At 57.0% G+C, this 15,895-nt stretch carries 12 protein-coding genes and 1 pseudogene; 4 read left to right on the plus strand and 9 right to left on the minus strand.

Going from position 1 to position 15,895, the window contains the following annotated elements:
- The first annotated feature begins 175 nt into the window (after window positions 1-175).
- Both ACE6ED_RS12900 and ACE6ED_RS12905 read left to right on the plus strand, forming a co-directional pair.
- Entirely contained in the window at window positions 176-1,435 is a 1,260-nt protein-coding gene (locus ACE6ED_RS12900) for a glycosyltransferase (RefSeq protein WP_410827576.1), read from the plus strand.
- A gap of 426 nt (window positions 1,436-1,861) precedes the next feature.
- Window positions 1,862-2,575: a DsbA family oxidoreductase gene (locus tag ACE6ED_RS12905; RefSeq protein ID WP_410827577.1), complete on the plus strand. Its 714-nt coding sequence runs from the start codon at window positions 1,862-1,864 to the stop codon at window positions 2,573-2,575.
- Between the two features lie 227 nt (window positions 2,576-2,802).
- Here the strand turns inward: ACE6ED_RS12905 and speD are convergent, their stop codons facing one another.
- The 9 genes from speD to ACE6ED_RS12950 all read right to left on the minus strand — a co-directional run bounded on the left by speD (window position 2,803) and on the right by ACE6ED_RS12950 (window position 11,747).
- Window positions 2,803-3,633: an adenosylmethionine decarboxylase gene (speD, locus tag ACE6ED_RS12910; protein ID WP_410827578.1), complete on the minus strand. Its 831-nt coding sequence runs from the start codon at window positions 3,631-3,633 to the stop codon at window positions 2,803-2,805.
- Between the two features lie 193 nt (window positions 3,634-3,826).
- Entirely contained in the window at window positions 3,827-5,407 is a 1,581-nt protein-coding gene (locus ACE6ED_RS12915) for an oleate hydratase (protein ID WP_410827579.1), read from the minus strand.
- Between the two features lie 340 nt (window positions 5,408-5,747).
- A complete protein-coding gene (locus tag ACE6ED_RS12920) occupies window positions 5,748-6,317 on the minus strand; it encodes a TetR/AcrR family transcriptional regulator (RefSeq protein WP_410827580.1) in 570 nt (189 codons plus the stop codon).
- 34 nt (window positions 6,318-6,351) lie between these two features.
- Window positions 6,352-6,759, minus strand: coding sequence for a hypothetical protein (locus ACE6ED_RS12925; RefSeq protein ID WP_410827581.1), 408 nt, complete (start codon window positions 6,757-6,759; stop codon window positions 6,352-6,354).
- A gap of 60 nt (window positions 6,760-6,819) precedes the next feature.
- On the minus strand, window positions 6,820-7,335 hold the full coding sequence (locus ACE6ED_RS12930; protein WP_410827582.1) for a hypothetical protein: 516 nt from the start codon (window positions 7,333-7,335) through the stop codon (window positions 6,820-6,822).
- Between the two features lie 128 nt (window positions 7,336-7,463).
- On the minus strand, window positions 7,464-7,649 hold the full coding sequence (locus ACE6ED_RS12935) for a CLC_0170 family protein (RefSeq protein ID WP_410827583.1): 186 nt from the start codon (window positions 7,647-7,649) through the stop codon (window positions 7,464-7,466).
- Between the two features lie 72 nt (window positions 7,650-7,721).
- The gene (locus tag ACE6ED_RS12940; protein WP_410827584.1) at window positions 7,722-8,930 is read right to left on the minus strand and encodes a Ger(x)C family spore germination protein; all 1,209 of its coding nucleotides are present in this window, start codon (window positions 8,928-8,930) and stop codon (window positions 7,722-7,724) included.
- Window positions 8,927-10,033 carry a GerAB/ArcD/ProY family transporter gene (locus ACE6ED_RS12945; protein WP_410827585.1) on the minus strand — a complete coding sequence of 369 codons (1,107 nt, stop codon included), beginning with the start codon at window positions 10,031-10,033 and terminating at the stop codon, window positions 8,927-8,929. Before ACE6ED_RS12945 ends, ACE6ED_RS12940 begins: the two co-directional genes overlap by 4 nt.
- Window positions 10,026-11,747 carry a spore germination protein gene (locus ACE6ED_RS12950; protein ID WP_410827586.1) on the minus strand — a complete coding sequence of 574 codons (1,722 nt, stop codon included), beginning with the start codon at window positions 11,745-11,747 and terminating at the stop codon, window positions 10,026-10,028. Before ACE6ED_RS12950 ends, ACE6ED_RS12945 begins: the two co-directional genes overlap by 8 nt.
- Window positions 11,748-11,909: 162 nt before the next feature.
- Between ACE6ED_RS12950 and recQ the strand changes: the two genes are divergently transcribed.
- Window positions 11,910-13,760 carry a DNA helicase RecQ gene (recQ, locus tag ACE6ED_RS12955; protein ID WP_410827587.1) on the plus strand — a complete coding sequence of 617 codons (1,851 nt, stop codon included), beginning with the start codon at window positions 11,910-11,912 and terminating at the stop codon, window positions 13,758-13,760.
- An 18-nt stretch (window positions 13,761-13,778) separates the two neighbouring features.
- Window positions 13,779-15,452 (plus strand): annotated as a pseudogene (locus tag ACE6ED_RS12960) (B12-binding domain-containing radical SAM protein); the annotation flags it as partial.
- Between the last annotated feature and the right edge of the window lie 443 nt (window positions 15,453-15,895).

Genomic DNA, 15,895 nt, shown 5'->3' on the forward strand with positions numbered 1-15,895 from the left:
GGTATCCGTTTCAGTGTCAAATCGGTTTTATTGTACCCTCCGTATAGGAAGGCGTATATACCACTTTCGTTTACTTTTATTTACTCCGCCTGGGTTTATAATGAAATGAAAGAACTGACGTGTTTTCAGGAAACGGCGAAGCCGGACTTCGCACCATCCGAGAGGAGGAAACGGGATGCATATCGGCATCTTTATGCATACGAACTACTTTGAGGATTTTTTTGTAAAAGGACTTGGGCTCAGCGAGGAGGAGTACGTCCAGTCTTACCATAATGATTTCTCTTTCGATTACGCGCGCCTCCTGCGCAAATACGGCATCCAGACGACCATTTATAATTTTACCCGCGAGGGAGAACTGCGGATGTACCGGCACGGGGTAGTGGACTGTGCGGTCAAATTTATACCGGTCGGTAAAATGTACCGGGCTTACTGCGCCATCCCTTTTTCCCACCGGACGCCGGTCGGCAAATTTGTCTCCCAGTACGTCTCGACCGTCCGGCCCGGACTGGAAGAGGTGCTCCGCGTGGACGGCATCGATTTGATCTACGCGCAGGAATACGCATCCGGCCGGTTTGAGCGTCTGGCTACGGCGGCGGAGCGGCTGAACATCCCCATTGTGGCCGCCTATCACGGAGGCACGATTCCAAAGGCGATTCTGCCGATCAAAAAGCGGACGCTGCGCCGGGCCGCGGCCCTCACGACGCTGAACGAAGACGAACACCGGCACATGACAAACGAATTCCCCGATATGGCGGACCGCATCCGCCTGGTCCCGAATTTCGTCAACACGGAGGTGTTCCGCAGAGGCGGGAAGGCGGAAGCCCGCGCGGCGCTTGGGCTGGACCCGGACAGCAGATACGTAATCACCGTCGGCCGGCTGTTCGAGCATCAGAAAGGCCATTCCCTGCTGGCCGCCGCCGCGGAACAGCTGCGGGATAAACCCGAGCTGAAAATTCTGATTGCGGGCAGCGGACCGGACGAAGACAGCCTGAAAGCGCTGATCCGCGAAAAAGGGCTGGAGCAAACCGTTATCCTGCTCGGCTCGATCCGGGACAAGGCGGTGCTGGCGAATTATTATAATGCCGCCGAGTTTTTTGTGCTGCCTTCCCGGTACGAAGGCCTGCCGCTTGTCATTCTGGAAGCAAGCGCCTGCGGGCTGCCGACCGTGGCGTTTAACGTGATGGGCGTCAGAGGGCTGGTCCGTGACGGGGACAACGGCCTGCTTGCCGACGGGCTTGATCCGGTCAGGTTTGCGGCCAATATGCGCAGGCTGCTGGACGATGAAGCCCTTCGCGTGAAGCTGGGCGAGCGGGCGGAGGAGATTGTCCGGCAGCAGTATACGGAGCAAATCATCGGTGCGAAGCTGAATGAGCTGCTGCGCGACTGCGTCGCCGGACGCAGCGGCGTGGTTCCCGCGGGGAGCGCCGCGTATTAAACCATAAGCGGGCGGGGCGCACAGCTGAACAAACCCTTTGCTATCCTTCATCTGGGGGAGGGCAAAGGGTTTGTTTATTTTTGCTACATACTATATAATAGTAAGTGAATTAACAAGAGCTTAAAGGCACAGGTTGGCCTTGTGGCCTTGCAGCCTTGTGATCTATATAGACTGAACTATTGATTGACAGGAAAGAGGAGAGGACGCGGAGGCAATTTGGAGATGGAGGAGCGAACGCGATTGCCTTTATTTTCGGAGTTCTCCCGCTAAATGGCCTACCCTTCAAGAACTCTGAAAATAACAGCAACCGGAAGTCCCAAATTCGCTGCAGTGTCAGCTCCGGCCTACCTGTCCTTCTTAAGTTCAATCTATATAGAAATTACAGGCTGGCAGATGAACTTAGGTATATCCGGGAGGGTTAACAAAATGAGAATAGATATTTGGTCCGACTACGCTTGTCCGTTCTGTTATATCGGCAAACGGCGGCTGGAAAATGCGCTGCGTGAATTCCCTGAAAGGGATGAGGTGGAGGTGGTGTTCCGGAGCTTTGAGCTGGACCCGCACGCCAAGGTTCTGCAGAGCGGCGATATTCACAGCAAGCTGGCCGAGAAATACGGCATGACCCGTGAGCGGGCCAAGGAAATGAACGCGCAGCTTGGCGCGCAGGCGAAAGAAGAGGGGCTCGACTTCCAGTTCGATTCCATTGTATCGACGAACACGTTTGACGCCCACCGGCTGGGCCACTACGCCCGGGAACACGGGAAAGCGGCTGAAATGACGGAACGCCTGCTGCAGGCTTACTTCACCGATGGACGCCATTTGGGCAAAAAAGAGTCGCTCGCCGAGCTGGCTGCCGAAGTCGGGCTCGACAAGCAGGATGTCCTTTACATGCTGGCGGGTAACGCCTTTACGGAGGCAGTCCGCCAAGACGAAGAGGAAGCCCGCCGTCTCGGCATTACCGGGGTGCCGTTTTTTGTGGTGAACGGCAAATACGGCGTGTCCGGGGCTCAGCCGCTGGACGTGTTCAAGGACGTGCTGAACACGGTTTGGGCCGAAGAGCACCGTCCGCAGCAGCTGCAAAGAATCGGCAATGCGGCACCGGACGGCGACGGATGCGGCGACGGCTCCTGCAGCGTGTAATTGCCGGAGGGCTCCTTGCAGCTGCCAAGGGAAAGCGGCTGGAGCCGCGGTATGGGGAAGGCGTATGGACGCCTTTCCGGAGTTTTGCTCCAGCCAGCCGGAGCATAAGGCGCACGGCCTGAGCCGGAGTTTGCAACAAAAACACACCAGCCCTGCGGCGGACGGACTGTCCGGCAGGGCTGGTGTGTTATTTTTTTAGAGAGACGATCCGTGATCCTTCGCCGGCGTTACTGCTCTTCGTCCAGCTTGCCTCTCCGTATATTGGTGCCGTAAAAAATCTCATCCATCTCGATCCGCAGCCGTTCCTCAATCTCCCGCTGCTCGCCTGAGCTCAGCTTATCCTTCGTGTAGCCGAACAGATAGTTATTAAGATCAAATTCACGGAGTTTACATTTGGTATGAAAAATATTTTCCTGATAGACATTGACGTCGATCATGTCGTATTGGTCTTTGACCGCGCGCGGGATGTAGTTCTGGATCGAATTGATGTTGTGGTCGATGAACAGCTTGTGTCCGCTGATGTCCCTCGTGAACCCCCGGACCCGGTAATCCATAGTCATGATATCCGTGTCAAAGGAATGGATCAGGTAATTCAGCGCTTTGAGCGGCGAAATTTCGCCGCAGGTGGACACGTCGATGTCGGCGCGGAAGGTGCTGATTTCTTCGTCGGGATGGTATTCCGGATACGTGTGCACGGTAATATGGCTTTTGTCGAGCTGCATCACCACATTGTCCGGAAGCGGTCCCGGCGTCTGGTAATACGATTCGCTTGGCACCTCCACCACGGGCCCTTCGGACACAAGCAGTGTAACGCTTGCTCCTTGGGGCACATAGTCTTGTTTGGCCACGTTCAGCACATGGGCGCCGATGATTTCCGCCACCGTCCCGAGAATATGCGTAAGCCGGTCCGCATTGTATTGTTCGTCGATATATTCGATATACGCTTCCCGCTCGGCCTTGGTTTTCGTATAGCAAATATCATACATATTGAAGCTGAGCGTCTTGGTCAGGTTATTGAAGCCGTGCAGCGTGACGCGGTCCTCCGGTATGTTCGTCATCGTTACTTCCCCCCGCTGTCGGATATATCCAGCCTTTTTCCTTATTCAATCGGACTTGCTCCTTGGGCACAACCTAAGGGCTGCCCACGTAAATATCTTTATTTTACCCATTCTGTACGATCAAAAACATAAACGGAAAAAGGAGCAGGGGCTAAACAAAACCAGGAATCCGATCCGGCGGAAACCTCCGGCGTTAGCGGAAAGAGGTTACCAGCCCGGCCAGCAGTGTGCGCACATCGTATTGATGGCGGTTGATCGGCGCAATCGGACGATCGATGCCCAGCAGCTTGTATACCGCGATGCGGGCGGTGCGCACGGAATATTCTTCGGTGAACACCACGTCGTCCGGGATTTCGCTGAATTGTCCGACAAACGCCAGGTTCGTCGAGCCCTCCGGTACCACTTCCGGACGGTCGCCGGCGATGCGCGGCATAAACTGGGACGTGATGAACGGCATCATGCAGGGGATGCAATTGGCGGTCTTCATGATCTCATCACGGGAATCTTCAAAATGCAGATGCCCGATCAGCTCGGTCATGATTTCTTCGCCGGTGCAGTCAGCCATTCGTTTACCTACAAAATCGCCCGGTTTGTCGGGGAACAGGCCGTATCCCCAGAAGACCCGGACATGCTCCGGCTGGTTCCGGAAATGCGGCTGGTAGGCGAGCACGATGGACATCAGCCAGGAGGAGTCTTTGAACGTAACCAGCGCGCCGGTGCCTGCCCGGTTCCGCGAGAACTGCTCCATTTTGTCGAAGAACACGGAGTCCTGGAACGTAACGGTGAACGATTCCCATTTCGAGCCGCCAATATGGTCGGCAAAAGCGGATGGGCGTCCCAGCCCCGGCTTTTTGGCCGCGATGCGTTCCCACAGCTTCCAGGAGCTGCCTTTGTCACCGAGCTGGGGAGCGGAGGTCATGGAGCCAAGGCTGGAGCTCTCCGTCATGGAGCCATTCGTTACGATCACGAGATCCTGTTCGCGAACCTCGATCCGGTCTGGCTGGCCCGCGCGTGTCACTTCCATTCCGGTAACCGTGATCCCGTCGCCCTCTTTGAAGATCAGGTCCGTGACCGTACAGTTCAGGCTGAAGTCGACGCCGTGGCTTTTTAAATATTCCTGCAGGGGCAGGATAATCGAATCGTATTGGTTATAAGGCGTGCGGGTAACACCCTCCAGCGTATGAATCCGGGGGAACTCGTGCATAAACCGGATCATGTAGCGCTTCAGCTCCACGGCGCTGTGCCAAGGCTGGAAGGCAAACGTGGTTGCCCACATGTACCAGAAATTTGTCTCAAAAAAATGCGGCGCAAACCAATCGTTAATCCGGGCGGCGCCCATCTGCGCTTCCGGCGTAATCAGCAGCTTCATCATCGCCATCCGGTCCGCCATGTCAAAGCCCATGGACAGCACATCTTCGACCTCGCCTTTGGCATTCACCAGACGGGCATTGGAATGCGTGGGGTTGGCGGTGTCAAACTCGATAATCTCCTCCCGCACCGACCGGCCGGGCTGATCCAGCGAAGGGATCGACAGAAGCAGGTCCCATAAATTTTCATAAGTCTCGTCGTTCAGCATCCGGCCGCCGCGGATTACATAACCTTCGTTTACATCGCCCGCGCCGTCGTTGCTGCCTCCAAGCACTTTCAGTTCCTCAATCACATGAATGTTTTGTCCGGAAAATCCGCAGTCCCGCACCAGAAACGCCGCACCTGCAAGCGAAGCGAGGCCGCCTCCCACAAAGTACACCTGTCTGTTCTGTTCTTCTGCATTCATTGCTGTCGCCTCCGTACAAATGGAATGTGCCGGGCACACGGGAGTCATTGCAATCTGAATCCGGTAACGTCCGAAGCGTCCGGCATAGCTATACTCTAGTCCGATCCGGGCGGGAACAGTATCGTCAGATTTGCGGGAATGTCCAGTTTTTGGTCATTGGAACGGAATTGTCGGGTTTTCCGACAGCGCTGCTCCCGGGCTTTAAAAAAAGCAGAGGGTTAGCAGACATGTAACAGCTGCTAAAAACACAAAAAAGCCCAGCCGGGATCAACCGGCTGAGCCTGGAACAGACCTAGAATAACCTCCGTAATGCAATAACTGACGCTGCCGGCTAAACGCGTTACGACAGCTTGCGGTCCCACTTGTCCAGCGCCTGCACAAAATGCCCTTCAATCAACGCGGACAGACGGCGGATCAGCAGGGCAGGGTCCTCCCGCATTCCGTCGCGCATCCACTGAATGACAAGCCCGGTAAAGGCCAGCGTATAAAAGTTTGCGATAAATGCCTGATCTTCTTCCGCAACCGTCCGGCAGGCGCATAATTCGCCGATGACGCCCATAATCAAGTCGTTGGTTACCGAGTACAGGTAAGCGTCAAGATGGTTTCGGCCGAGCGAATCCAGCGTATTGCGGCAAAAGGCTTTGTTCTGCTCGATATAAGCAAAAATGCGCTGGAATCCGTCAGTCCATGTCTCATAGCTTCGGTAGGCGGCGATTCCCTCCAGCGCCTCCGTACGGTAGATCCATCCGAGCAGATCGAACAGATCCTGGAAGTGGTAATAAAACGTCTGCCTGTTGACCCCGCAGTGCTCGACCAGCTGGCGTACCGTGATTTTGGCGAGCGGGGTATGCTCCATCAGCTGTTTCAGCGAGCGGGCCAGCGCTTTTTTGGTGAGCAGCGCATTGGACATAAGACCATCTCCCTCCGGATTCGGTAAAAATAGCTTAGCGGGGCGGCTGCCTCCGGCGGAGCAGCCAAAGCGCGGCCTCCGCGAGCAGGCCGGCCGCGAACCCCGCAAACGCCAGCAGCAAAAAAGACAGCAGGCCGGCCAGATCGTTCCATGCGCCGGGATCGCCTGCCAGCGAGTAGCGCAGCAGCATCAACAGGCCGGCCGCGCTGCCCGCCCCGGTCAGCAGAGCAGCAAGCCGGGCGCCGAGCCAGCCGGCAGCGGCGGCTGCCGCGCCAATTGCCCCGGCCGTAAAACCGAGCCGCAGTACGATCACGGGATCCATTGAATGTCCGGGCGGCAAGTAGAAATAATGCCACAATAGGAGCGCTATCCACAAAATGCCTCCATGCAGGACAAACCAGGTCAACCAGGCCCGGCCGCTCCGGGCGTTAGGCAGCTTCACTTGAGGCTCACTCCCTTCCAAAGTCCTTACTGCGGCTGGAATGACGGACTAAAAAGAGACTTAAACCGATTCCAGTGCTTCAGCGCTCCGCAGCACATGCTCCAGCAGATCGGGCAGGTCCTCCATCTGTTCTTCTGTAATCGTCCGGCGGAAATCAAGCTCGGCCGACACCTGAAGCGTATCGCCGGCCGCCCCGAAAACGTAGGACAGACGAAGCACTGGTTGAGGTTCGTGGCCCCATACCCGGCCAAGCTCCGCGGCGATTCGGGGACACTGCGTCTCCGGTTCGGCGATGCCGAGATGAAAACGCAGCCGCAGCCGGCATCCCGGCTGCGCTTCGGGCACCTCCAGAATCTCATCCGCCAAGTCGCGGAGTCCGGCGCGGAGGATGACCTCGGAAACCACCCTATGGCTGCCGGCTGCCCGAAAGGACAAGGTGAATGTTCGTGACATCCGGGCCAGATCGAGCGTATCCGTGCGGTCCGTGATCTCAATCCGGCTATCGAGGTTGTCCAGATCGTACAGCTGGTTTTCAAGCGCAACTTTTATATTCTCAAACACGGTCGGATGGAACATCGTTCACCTGCTCGTCTCAAAGTTAAGGCATAATAAGCCGTTCGAAGTCCTTTTGTTCAGCAGACCATCCCGCTCCCGGGTCTGCTCCGGATGCCAAAGGGCCTTTGTCACGTTTACGTTGCCGCATTCTAGTATAAGAATACGACAACGGCAAGTGTGAGCACAAACAGCCCGAGCTCCACCCAGCCGAACAGCCGGGCAAATTTGCGCTCCTTTGCCATACCGCTAACCTTGTAAATCCGCCGGTCCAGCAATAGAAGCAGCGCTCCGGACACGAGTAAGCAAACCGAGATAAAACCAAACAGCCGGGGCATTCGACCGCCTCCTTACAGCGAATAGTAATGGAATAGCCAACAGAATCAGACAACCGGCGGGGGATCCCGCCGTTATTTTGCTTTCAGGCCAACGCGGCGGATAGAATAATGCACGTCGAGCTTAACTGGAAGTTCACGGTAAATGCGCGACCAGTCTTCCGGACTGTGGACGTTTGCCCGCCAATAGGCGGGATGTCTGGACCGGAAAAGTTCACCCATCCCGAAAATATCAGAGCCTTCCTGCTGGGTTGTGCGGATCAGCGCCATAATGTCTCTATGCGCAACACTGTCCAAGGCTGCCGCGATTTCCTTTAGACGGGAGGTGGAGTCTACAGGCTGATCACCCCCGTAATGTTCTTCTACCACCGCCTCGAGCCGCAGCCTGCAGGTCACGGAGGGTTTGCCTCCGGAGATGGACGTTGTTTTACTGGCATAACGTTCCGTCGTCTGCACCATCACATAGCCAAGTCCCGGCACTTTGAACAGGACGGAATATCCGCCCGGTTCCATGCCTTGAACCGCCATATACGCACCGATGTCAAGCGGAAGTGTGGTCCCGGCCATCTGCCCGTTCCTAAAGTAAGCGAGACCATTAATCAAAATATTTTCATTGCTGCGGATCGAGACATATGGGAGGAACCCGTCCTGCCCCCATTTGGACTCCGCTGACCAGAACGAGCCGAGATAATCTTGGGGGAACTTGCCGGAAGCGACCGCCTTTTCAAGCATGGCGAGCAAATACAGCGTGGGCACACGCTGCAGCGGCGGGGCGACGGTCATGAATTCGATGGCGGGGCCCTCCGCGACAAGCAGCCAGGTTGTACGCCGGATCTCCGGATTGCGGCGGAAATAATCGTTTAGCTCGTCGAACCCTTCGCGGGCGATTTCCTTGCTGATGACAATCACCCGGAGATGTACGAGATAGCGGGGGTCCGCAATTTTTTGCTGCAGATTGTTCATACAATCATCCAGTGTACGGCCTACTACACTTACGACCCAGACGGGATTTTGATTTTTACTGCCGCCTTCCGAGCCGCTGCCGGGACCAAGCGGTACACGGCCGGGCACGGCGATTTGGGCCGTAACCTTAAGCATTCGATTCGGCAAATTTTCCCTCAGATGCGTACTTTTGATCTCATGCGATTCGCTCTCCGGCGGGGCGGGATCGATGGCAAGGCCGAGCACCAGTCCGCGCTCCTCAATTTGCAGCTGGTCCCAACATCCGGACAGGAACACGGTTAGCATAAGCAGCAGTCCTGCGGCAGCCAGACGGCGGTTCATGAGGGATTCCTCCTTTGTTTCAGCATCGCGGCGATAAGGAGAACAAGCGGATACAAGGTGAGCAGCACCACGCCGGCCGCCATCAGCGAGTGGGACCACGTATAGGCTTCAAAAATATTGGGGGGCAGCATTGCGGCAATAAAAATAAGGGGCAGCAGCGCCGAACCTGTGAGCCGGTGATCCCGGAACCTTCCCAGCTCGCGAAAGGCGTAAGCCGCCAGATAAAACGTTGAATAGGCGGTAGTGAATACCGAGGCCACCCAAATGATGATGAACAAGGCGTCAAACCGCTCGAGCAGGCTGACGCCAATAGATACGGAACGGACACTCTCCAGCGTCGGATAAAACAGCAGCTTGGTCTCTTCCGCACCAAACAGGCCGATGGTGTTGGCTGAGATCAGCACATAGATTAGGCCGGCCAGCAGCACGCCCCAGGATCCCGCCCCCAAAATACGGCCCGGATGCCGCATGTACGGCACAAGCAGCACGGCCACAAACGAACTCTGGAAAAAGGCGGTTGTATGCAGCGATCCCAAAATCATTTGTCCCGCAGTGTGCAAACCCGGTTTGCCGTTCCCGGTTAAAGGAAGGAGGTTCTGCCACTCTACTTCCTGCAACGTTACCAGAATGATAATCAAGCTGAGCCCGATAATGAAAGGCAAGTAGAAATAGTGGATATACGAAAATTTGACGATTCCTCTGCGTGTGGAGAACAGGCAGAGCAGCAGCAGGGACAGGATCACCGCTTCAATCGGCGTCTGCCGGAACAGGACGATTAAAGCGACCTCGCCAAACTGCCGGGCGGTCTGTCCGGTTAACGCTACAAAAAACAGTACCACCAGCAGCGTGAAAAAGTCTGCCGCCGGCCAGCCAATCAATTTACGGGAGAACTGGAACAGGTTCTCATCGGGAAACATGCGGATGAGCAGCAGTACCGGCAGCATGGATAAATAAGCAGCGATCACGGCGATTGTTGTGACCAGCGGAGCGCCGCTTCCTCCGGCATCGGCCATATAACGGGGAAAACTCAAGATGCCGACCCCGATTATGGAGTTACAGACCACCGCGCCCGCAAGCAGCGGTGTTATAGGTTTGCTATTCATCGGTCTCGCCCCGTCCAAATATTCTGCGTTCAAAACGCCGCGAAACGGAATCCGGCAGCCGCTTCCCGTCCTGGTCTTGCAGATAGCTTGGCCGTCTCCGCAATGACCAGAGCGGCGCGCGGATCAGCGTATCTTTAAAGTCATACCATTTTCCCGAGACAAAAGGCGTCATATACGGAACCCCAAACGATTCCAGATACAGCAGGTGATTGAATATCAAAAGCGTGCCGATCATAACGCCGTACAGCCCGAATATGCCGGCCATAAGGATGAGCGGAAAGCGGAGCATCCGCAGCGCAATAGCCGCGTTATAAGCCGGGGTAGCGAAGGAACCGATTGTCGTGAGTGCGACGATCACAACCGTGACGGGGCTCGATAAGCCGGCGGAGACGGCGGCTTGGCCGATGACCAGCACGCCTACAATCGACAAGGCGCCGCCGACCATTTGCGGCAGCCGGATGGTTGCTTCCCTGAGCACTTCCATCGAGATCTCCATAATGAGCACCTCCAGAACGGCAGGGAGAGGAACGCCCGCCCGTCCACCCGATACGGCCACTGCAAACTCTGTTGGAATCAGCTCGGGGTTGAAGGAGATGACCGAAACATAAATAGAAGGGAAAAAGAGCGAAAACATCAGGGCGGCCAGCCGGATAAACCGGATCAGCCCGGCAATGATAAACCGTTCGGAATAGTCGTCAACCGTCTGGAAAAATTCATTAAACAGTCCCGGCATGATGAGACAGAAGGGAGAACCGTCGACGAGCAGCGCTACGCGGCCTTCAAGCAGCGCGGCGGCGGTTTTGTCGGGACGCTCCGTATTTTGGATTTGCGGAAAAGGAGACAGCGGCGCATCTTCGATAAACTGCTCCAGGTATCCCGAATCGATTACGCCTTCGATGTCAATGGCGGACAGCCTTCGCATCACCTCGGCCACCAGCTTCGGGTCGGCGATTTCGCTCATGTAGCAGAGCGCGACGCGGGAGCGGGTACGCTGGCCGATGGGCGCCATGATAATACGCAGCTCGGGGGATTGAATCCGCCTGCGCAGCAGAGACAGGTTCGTCTCCAGCGCTTCGATAAATCCTTCCCGTGCTCCGCGGATCACCTGTTCGGTCTGCGGCTGCTCGATCCCGCGTTTTTCAGTTTTGCGCAGGTCCAGCGTGAGGGCTTCCCGGCGGCCGTCAATCAGCAGCGCTACCAACCCCTCCGGAAGCCCGCTCTCCATTTTGGCCCCCTCCGACACTACCTGCCCTTGAGTAAGCTCGACAGCGGTGTCTAATATATGGTCGGGCAGCGGGGGAGCGTCTGAATCCGGAGCCTGTTTGCTGACTGGATCGGAGGGAAGCGAACCGGTATCAGAACCGGACATTAACGGCTGAAGCACACGTTCGTTAAGTACGTTTATGTCCGCCATTGAGGAAAAAAATACGACCGCAGCCGCATACCGGCCGCGGATCAGAAAACGGCGGGTTACCCAGTCTCCGTTATCGCCGAACCGGTCTTGGAGACGGCGCAAATTGTCATCCAGGGAGGCGGTCAGCCGGAAGGATTCCGGCTTGCCGGCCCGGTCCGGGTTCGCGGACGCACTCCCGTCCCTCCGGCTGCCGGATGGTGAATCGCCGGTTCCTTGCCCGTGCTCCTTTTGCCCTCCGTCCGGCTCCCGCCGGCCCGGCGCGCCGGTGAACGAATCGTATATTTCTTTCCAGCTCTGCATATCCGGCAGCCTCCCTGATCTTCGTTCCTATCTTTTCAGTCTTATAGTATTTGCAGGCTTTTCCTCCTTTATGTAAGGGGGGAAGCCGCTTTTCGCCGGTTGCCCAAATCCGCCCGTCCCGGTAAACTAAGAAGACACTAGAGTTTGAGGAGATAAAAAGCGATGAAGACGAGTATCAAGACGCTGGAAGAAGCGCGGGGCGAACTGCAGAAGTATTTCGGTTACCCTGACTTTCGCGCGGGCCAAACCCCCATCGTCGCCAATCTGCTGGAAGGGCGGGATACGCTCGGCATCATGCCCACCGGCGGGGGCAAATCGATCTGCTATCAGGTGCCGGCGCTGCTGCACCCGGGCATTACGCTTGTAATTTCGCCGTTGATCTCCCTGATGAAGGATCAGGTGGACGCTTTGACCGCCGCAGGCATCCCTGCGGCTTATATAAACAGCACGCTGTCCGGCAAAGAAGTAAACGAGCGCATCCGCGCCGCCCGCTCCGGCGGGCTGAAGCTGCTTTATGTCGCCCCCGAGCGCCTGGAGCTGGACTGGTTCCGCCAGGAGATGGCGGAGCTTCCGCTTGCCTGCGTCGCCGTGGACGAAGCCCACTGCGTTTCGCAGTGGGGACACGACTTCCGCACAAGTTATCTGTCGGTGGCTCCGTTCGTCGAGAGTCTGCCGGAGCGGCCGATTCTGGCCGCCTTTACGGCAACGGCCACGCCTGAAGTCATGGACGATATCGTCCGGCTGCTCCGGCTGCGTGAACCTGGCATTTACATGACGGGGCTCGCCCGGGACAACCTGGCGATGTCGGTGCTGCGGGGCGAAAACAAACGCGAGTACGTGCTGGAGTACACGGCCGGACATGAGGCGGAGCCGGGGATCATCTACGCGGCCACCCGCAAGGAGGTCGACGATCTGTACCAGCGGCTGAGAAACGCCGGTATAGCGGCCGGGCGGTATCACGCCGGGATGACCGACGAGGAGCGGGCGGAGAGCCAGGAGGCTTTTTTGTATGACGATATCCGGGTTATTGTGGCGACCAACGCTTTTGGCATGGGGATCGATAAGTCGAACGTGCGTTATGTGATCCACTACAATATGCCGAAGAACATGGAGGCATATGTTCAGGAGGCAGGCCGCGCCGGCCGGGACGGGGAACCCAGCCAGTGCATTTTGCTGTTCAGCGCCCAGGACATCATGACGCAAAAGTTCCTGATTGAGCAAAATCCGCAGGACGGCGACCGTAAAGCCAACGAATACCGGAAGCTGCAGCAGATGGTGGACTACTGTTATACGACACGCTGCCTGCGGAGCGCCATGCTCGACTACTTTGGCGAGCAGCATAACGGGCAGCCCTGCGGTATCTGCAGCTCCTGCACGGACGAGCGGGAGCTTGTGGACATCACGATTGACGCCCAAAAAATCTTCAGCTGCATCCACCGGATGCGTGAACGTTATGGCGTGGCGCTGGTTGCGTCCGTGCTGAAGGGCTCGCGCAGCCAGAAGGTGCTGCAGTACGGCTTCGACAAGCTGCCGACCCATGGTGCGATGTCCGGCCGGACCGAAAAAGAAATTGCCGAGACGATCAACGTGCTTGTCTCGGAAGGATACCTGGCCTTGTCCGAAGGCCAGTATCCCGTTGTGCGGCTTCAGGCTCCCGCCGCCGAGGTGCTGCGCGGGCGGCAGGAGGTGTTCCAGCGCGTGCCGAAGCCGTCCCGGGCTGGGGACAGCAGCAGGGGACGCAGAGGGCAAGGCCGCCTGGATCTCTCGCCGTCGGCCGTCAACGAGACGGTGTTCGAACAGCTGCGGCTGATCCGGCGGGAGCTGGCGGGGCGCGAGCATGTGCCGTCGTATATTATTTTTAACGATGCAACGCTGCGGGAGATGAGCGTGGTCTGCCCGCAGACCGAATCGGACATGATGAAGATCAAAGGGGTCGGCGAGGTTAAATACCGCAAGTACGGGCAGCCGTTTCTGGAGTTTTTTCAGAACGAGAACGCTCCCTCATTCGAATAAAAAAGAAGGTCGTGAAGCATGAAAGTCATCCTGGCGGCATTAAATGCCAAGTACATCCACACTTCGCTGGCGATCCGCCTGCTTAAAGCGTACAGCGGTCATGAATTCGACATCCGCCTGGCGGAGTACACCATAAAGGACCCTGTGATGAACATGGCGTCCGATCTGTTCCAGAAACGTCCGGATGTGATCGGCTTCTCTTGCTACATCTGGAATATCGAAGAGACGGTCAAGCTGATCGGCATCCTGAAAAAAATCATGCCTGAGGTAAAAATCATATTAGGCGGTCCCGAAGTATCGTATGAGCCCGCTTATTGGATGGGACGGGAGCCCGGGATTGATTTTGTCGTGAACGGGGACGGGGAAGAGACGTTCCATCATCTGCTGCAGGAGATCCGGGACGAGGGCAGGTACCATTATGTATTTGGTGCGGCTTACCGTAAAGGAGACGAAATTGTCGTCAACCCGCCGCGTCCCAAAAGCGATCTCAATACGCTGCCGACGCCTCACCGTTTTCCGGAGGATCTGCCGGATCTTCCAAAGCGAATCGTCTATTTTGAGACAAGCCGAGGTTGTCCGTTTAACTGCCAGTTCTGTCTGTCGAGTATCGAGGTCGGCGTCCGGTATTATGATATCGAGCGGGTGAAGTCGGATCTTTTGTATTTGATTCAAAACGGCGCAAAGGTCATCAAGTTTCTCGACCGCACTTTCAACATCAACCGCAATTATGCGATGGAAATGTTCCGTTTTCTGATCGACAACCATGGCGGCTGCGTGTTCCAGTTCGAAATTACGGCTGACATTATGCGGCCCGAGGTGCTGGAGTTTCTGGCGGAGAATGCGCCGCCGGGCATTTTCCGGTTCGAGATCGGCGTGCAGTCCACCAATGACGTAACCAATGAGCTTGTCAAACGGCGGCAAAATTTCGCCAAGCTGTCGCGGACGGTGATGACGATCAAGCGCAGCGGCCGGATCGACCAGCATCTGGATCTGATTGCGGGGCTGCCGGAGGAAGATTACGCGACCTTCCGCAAGACATTTAACGATGTGTTTGTGATGGAGCCGGAAGAACTGCAGCTCGGTTTCCTCAAAATGCTGCGCGGCACCGGGCTGAGAGCCCAGGCGGCGAAATACGATTATGTGTATATGGACCATGCGCCTTATGAAATTTTGAGCAGCCATGTGCTCTCCTACGGCGATATCGTACAGCTGAAACGGCTGGAGGATGTGCTGGAAAAATACTGGAACAGCCACCGGATGGACCATACGATGAAATATCTGATCCGGCATGTGTTCGAGTCCCCCTTCGACTTTTTTCAGGAGTTCGGGGATTATTGGGAGGAGCGGGGCTGGCAAAAAATCGGGCATCAGCTGGAGGATCTTTTTATCCGGCTGCGGGATTTTCTGACCGGACGGAATACTCCGGGAATGGAGATCGTGCTGGGTCTGATGAAGCTGGATTATTTCTTGGCCCATAAGTACAAGCCGCGCAAAATTTGGTGGGAACCAACCGCGGACAAGGCCGACGTCGCCCGGTATATGCGCGCTGCCGCTGCGCATCGGGAGCTGCTCGGTGCGGCCTGCACCGATGGCGCTGCCGGCCGGCTGGCCGCTGGAGCGGACCGCGCGGCGGTGTCTGAGCGGGAGCTGCACAAGTTCGCCGTGGCCGAGCCGCTGCCGTTTGCGCTTGCACCGGTGCTGCGCAGCATTTCCGGGCTGCGGGCGGATGAGGCAGCGGACGGCGGGCTGGCCGTTGGCGGTGCAGCGGCGGACGCTGCCAGCGCTGGTAGAGACGTTGCCAGCGCCGGTACAGACGGCGTCAGCGCTGGTGCAGTTGGTGCCAGCACAGGAACGGTGCCTGGCAGTGCGGGGGCGGCTGTCCTGGCGGCTGGCGGTGTAAAGGTGGAGGCCGCAGGTTTGGCCTCTACAGGCGGCGCCCTGGCGCTGGATGGCCCCGCGGCTGCAGCGCCAGGAGAAGCGGAGACTGCGCCGCGCTTGGAGACGGAGGCAGCCGGTCTAGGGCAGGCGGGAAGCGCACCCGCGGTTTTTGCCGCTCTCACAGGCGGCGGTTCCCTGGCAGCGGAATCGGAAGAAGAGGGTACACTGCTGATCGTGATGTACCAGCAGGATGAGAC

Origin of the sequence: Paenibacillus nanchangensis (assembly GCF_046543445.1) — a bacterium.
In the GTDB taxonomy this organism is placed as follows: Bacteria; Bacillota; Bacilli; order Paenibacillales; family Paenibacillaceae; genus Paenibacillus_AQ; species Paenibacillus_AQ nanchangensis.

Excerpts from the sequence above, each read along its gene's own strand:
- ACE6ED_RS12900 (WP_410827576.1), top strand. The coding sequence starts at position 176 with ATGCATATCGGCATCTTTATGCATACGAACTACTTTGAGGATTTTTTT.
- ACE6ED_RS12905 (WP_410827577.1), top strand. The coding sequence starts at position 1,862 with ATGAGAATAGATATTTGGTCCGACTACGCTTGTCCGTTCTGTTATATC.
- speD (WP_410827578.1), bottom strand. The coding sequence starts at position 3,633 with ATGACGAACATACCGGAGGACCGCGTCACGCTGCACGGCTTCAATAAC.
- ACE6ED_RS12915 (WP_410827579.1), bottom strand. The coding sequence starts at position 5,407 with ATGAATGCAGAAGAACAGAACAGACAGGTGTACTTTGTGGGAGGCGGC.
- ACE6ED_RS12920 (WP_410827580.1), bottom strand. The coding sequence starts at position 6,317 with ATGTCCAATGCGCTGCTCACCAAAAAAGCGCTGGCCCGCTCGCTGAAA.
- ACE6ED_RS12930 (WP_410827582.1), bottom strand. The coding sequence starts at position 7,335 with ATGTTCCATCCGACCGTGTTTGAGAATATAAAAGTTGCGCTTGAAAAC.
- ACE6ED_RS12935 (WP_410827583.1), bottom strand. The coding sequence starts at position 7,649 with ATGCCCCGGCTGTTTGGTTTTATCTCGGTTTGCTTACTCGTGTCCGGA.
- ACE6ED_RS12940 (WP_410827584.1), bottom strand. The coding sequence starts at position 8,930 with ATGAACCGCCGTCTGGCTGCCGCAGGACTGCTGCTTATGCTAACCGTG.
- ACE6ED_RS12945 (WP_410827585.1), bottom strand. The coding sequence starts at position 10,033 with ATGAATAGCAAACCTATAACACCGCTGCTTGCGGGCGCGGTGGTCTGT.
- ACE6ED_RS12950 (WP_410827586.1), bottom strand. The coding sequence starts at position 11,747 with ATGCAGAGCTGGAAAGAAATATACGATTCGTTCACCGGCGCGCCGGGC.
- recQ (WP_410827587.1), top strand. The coding sequence starts at position 11,910 with ATGAAGACGAGTATCAAGACGCTGGAAGAAGCGCGGGGCGAACTGCAG.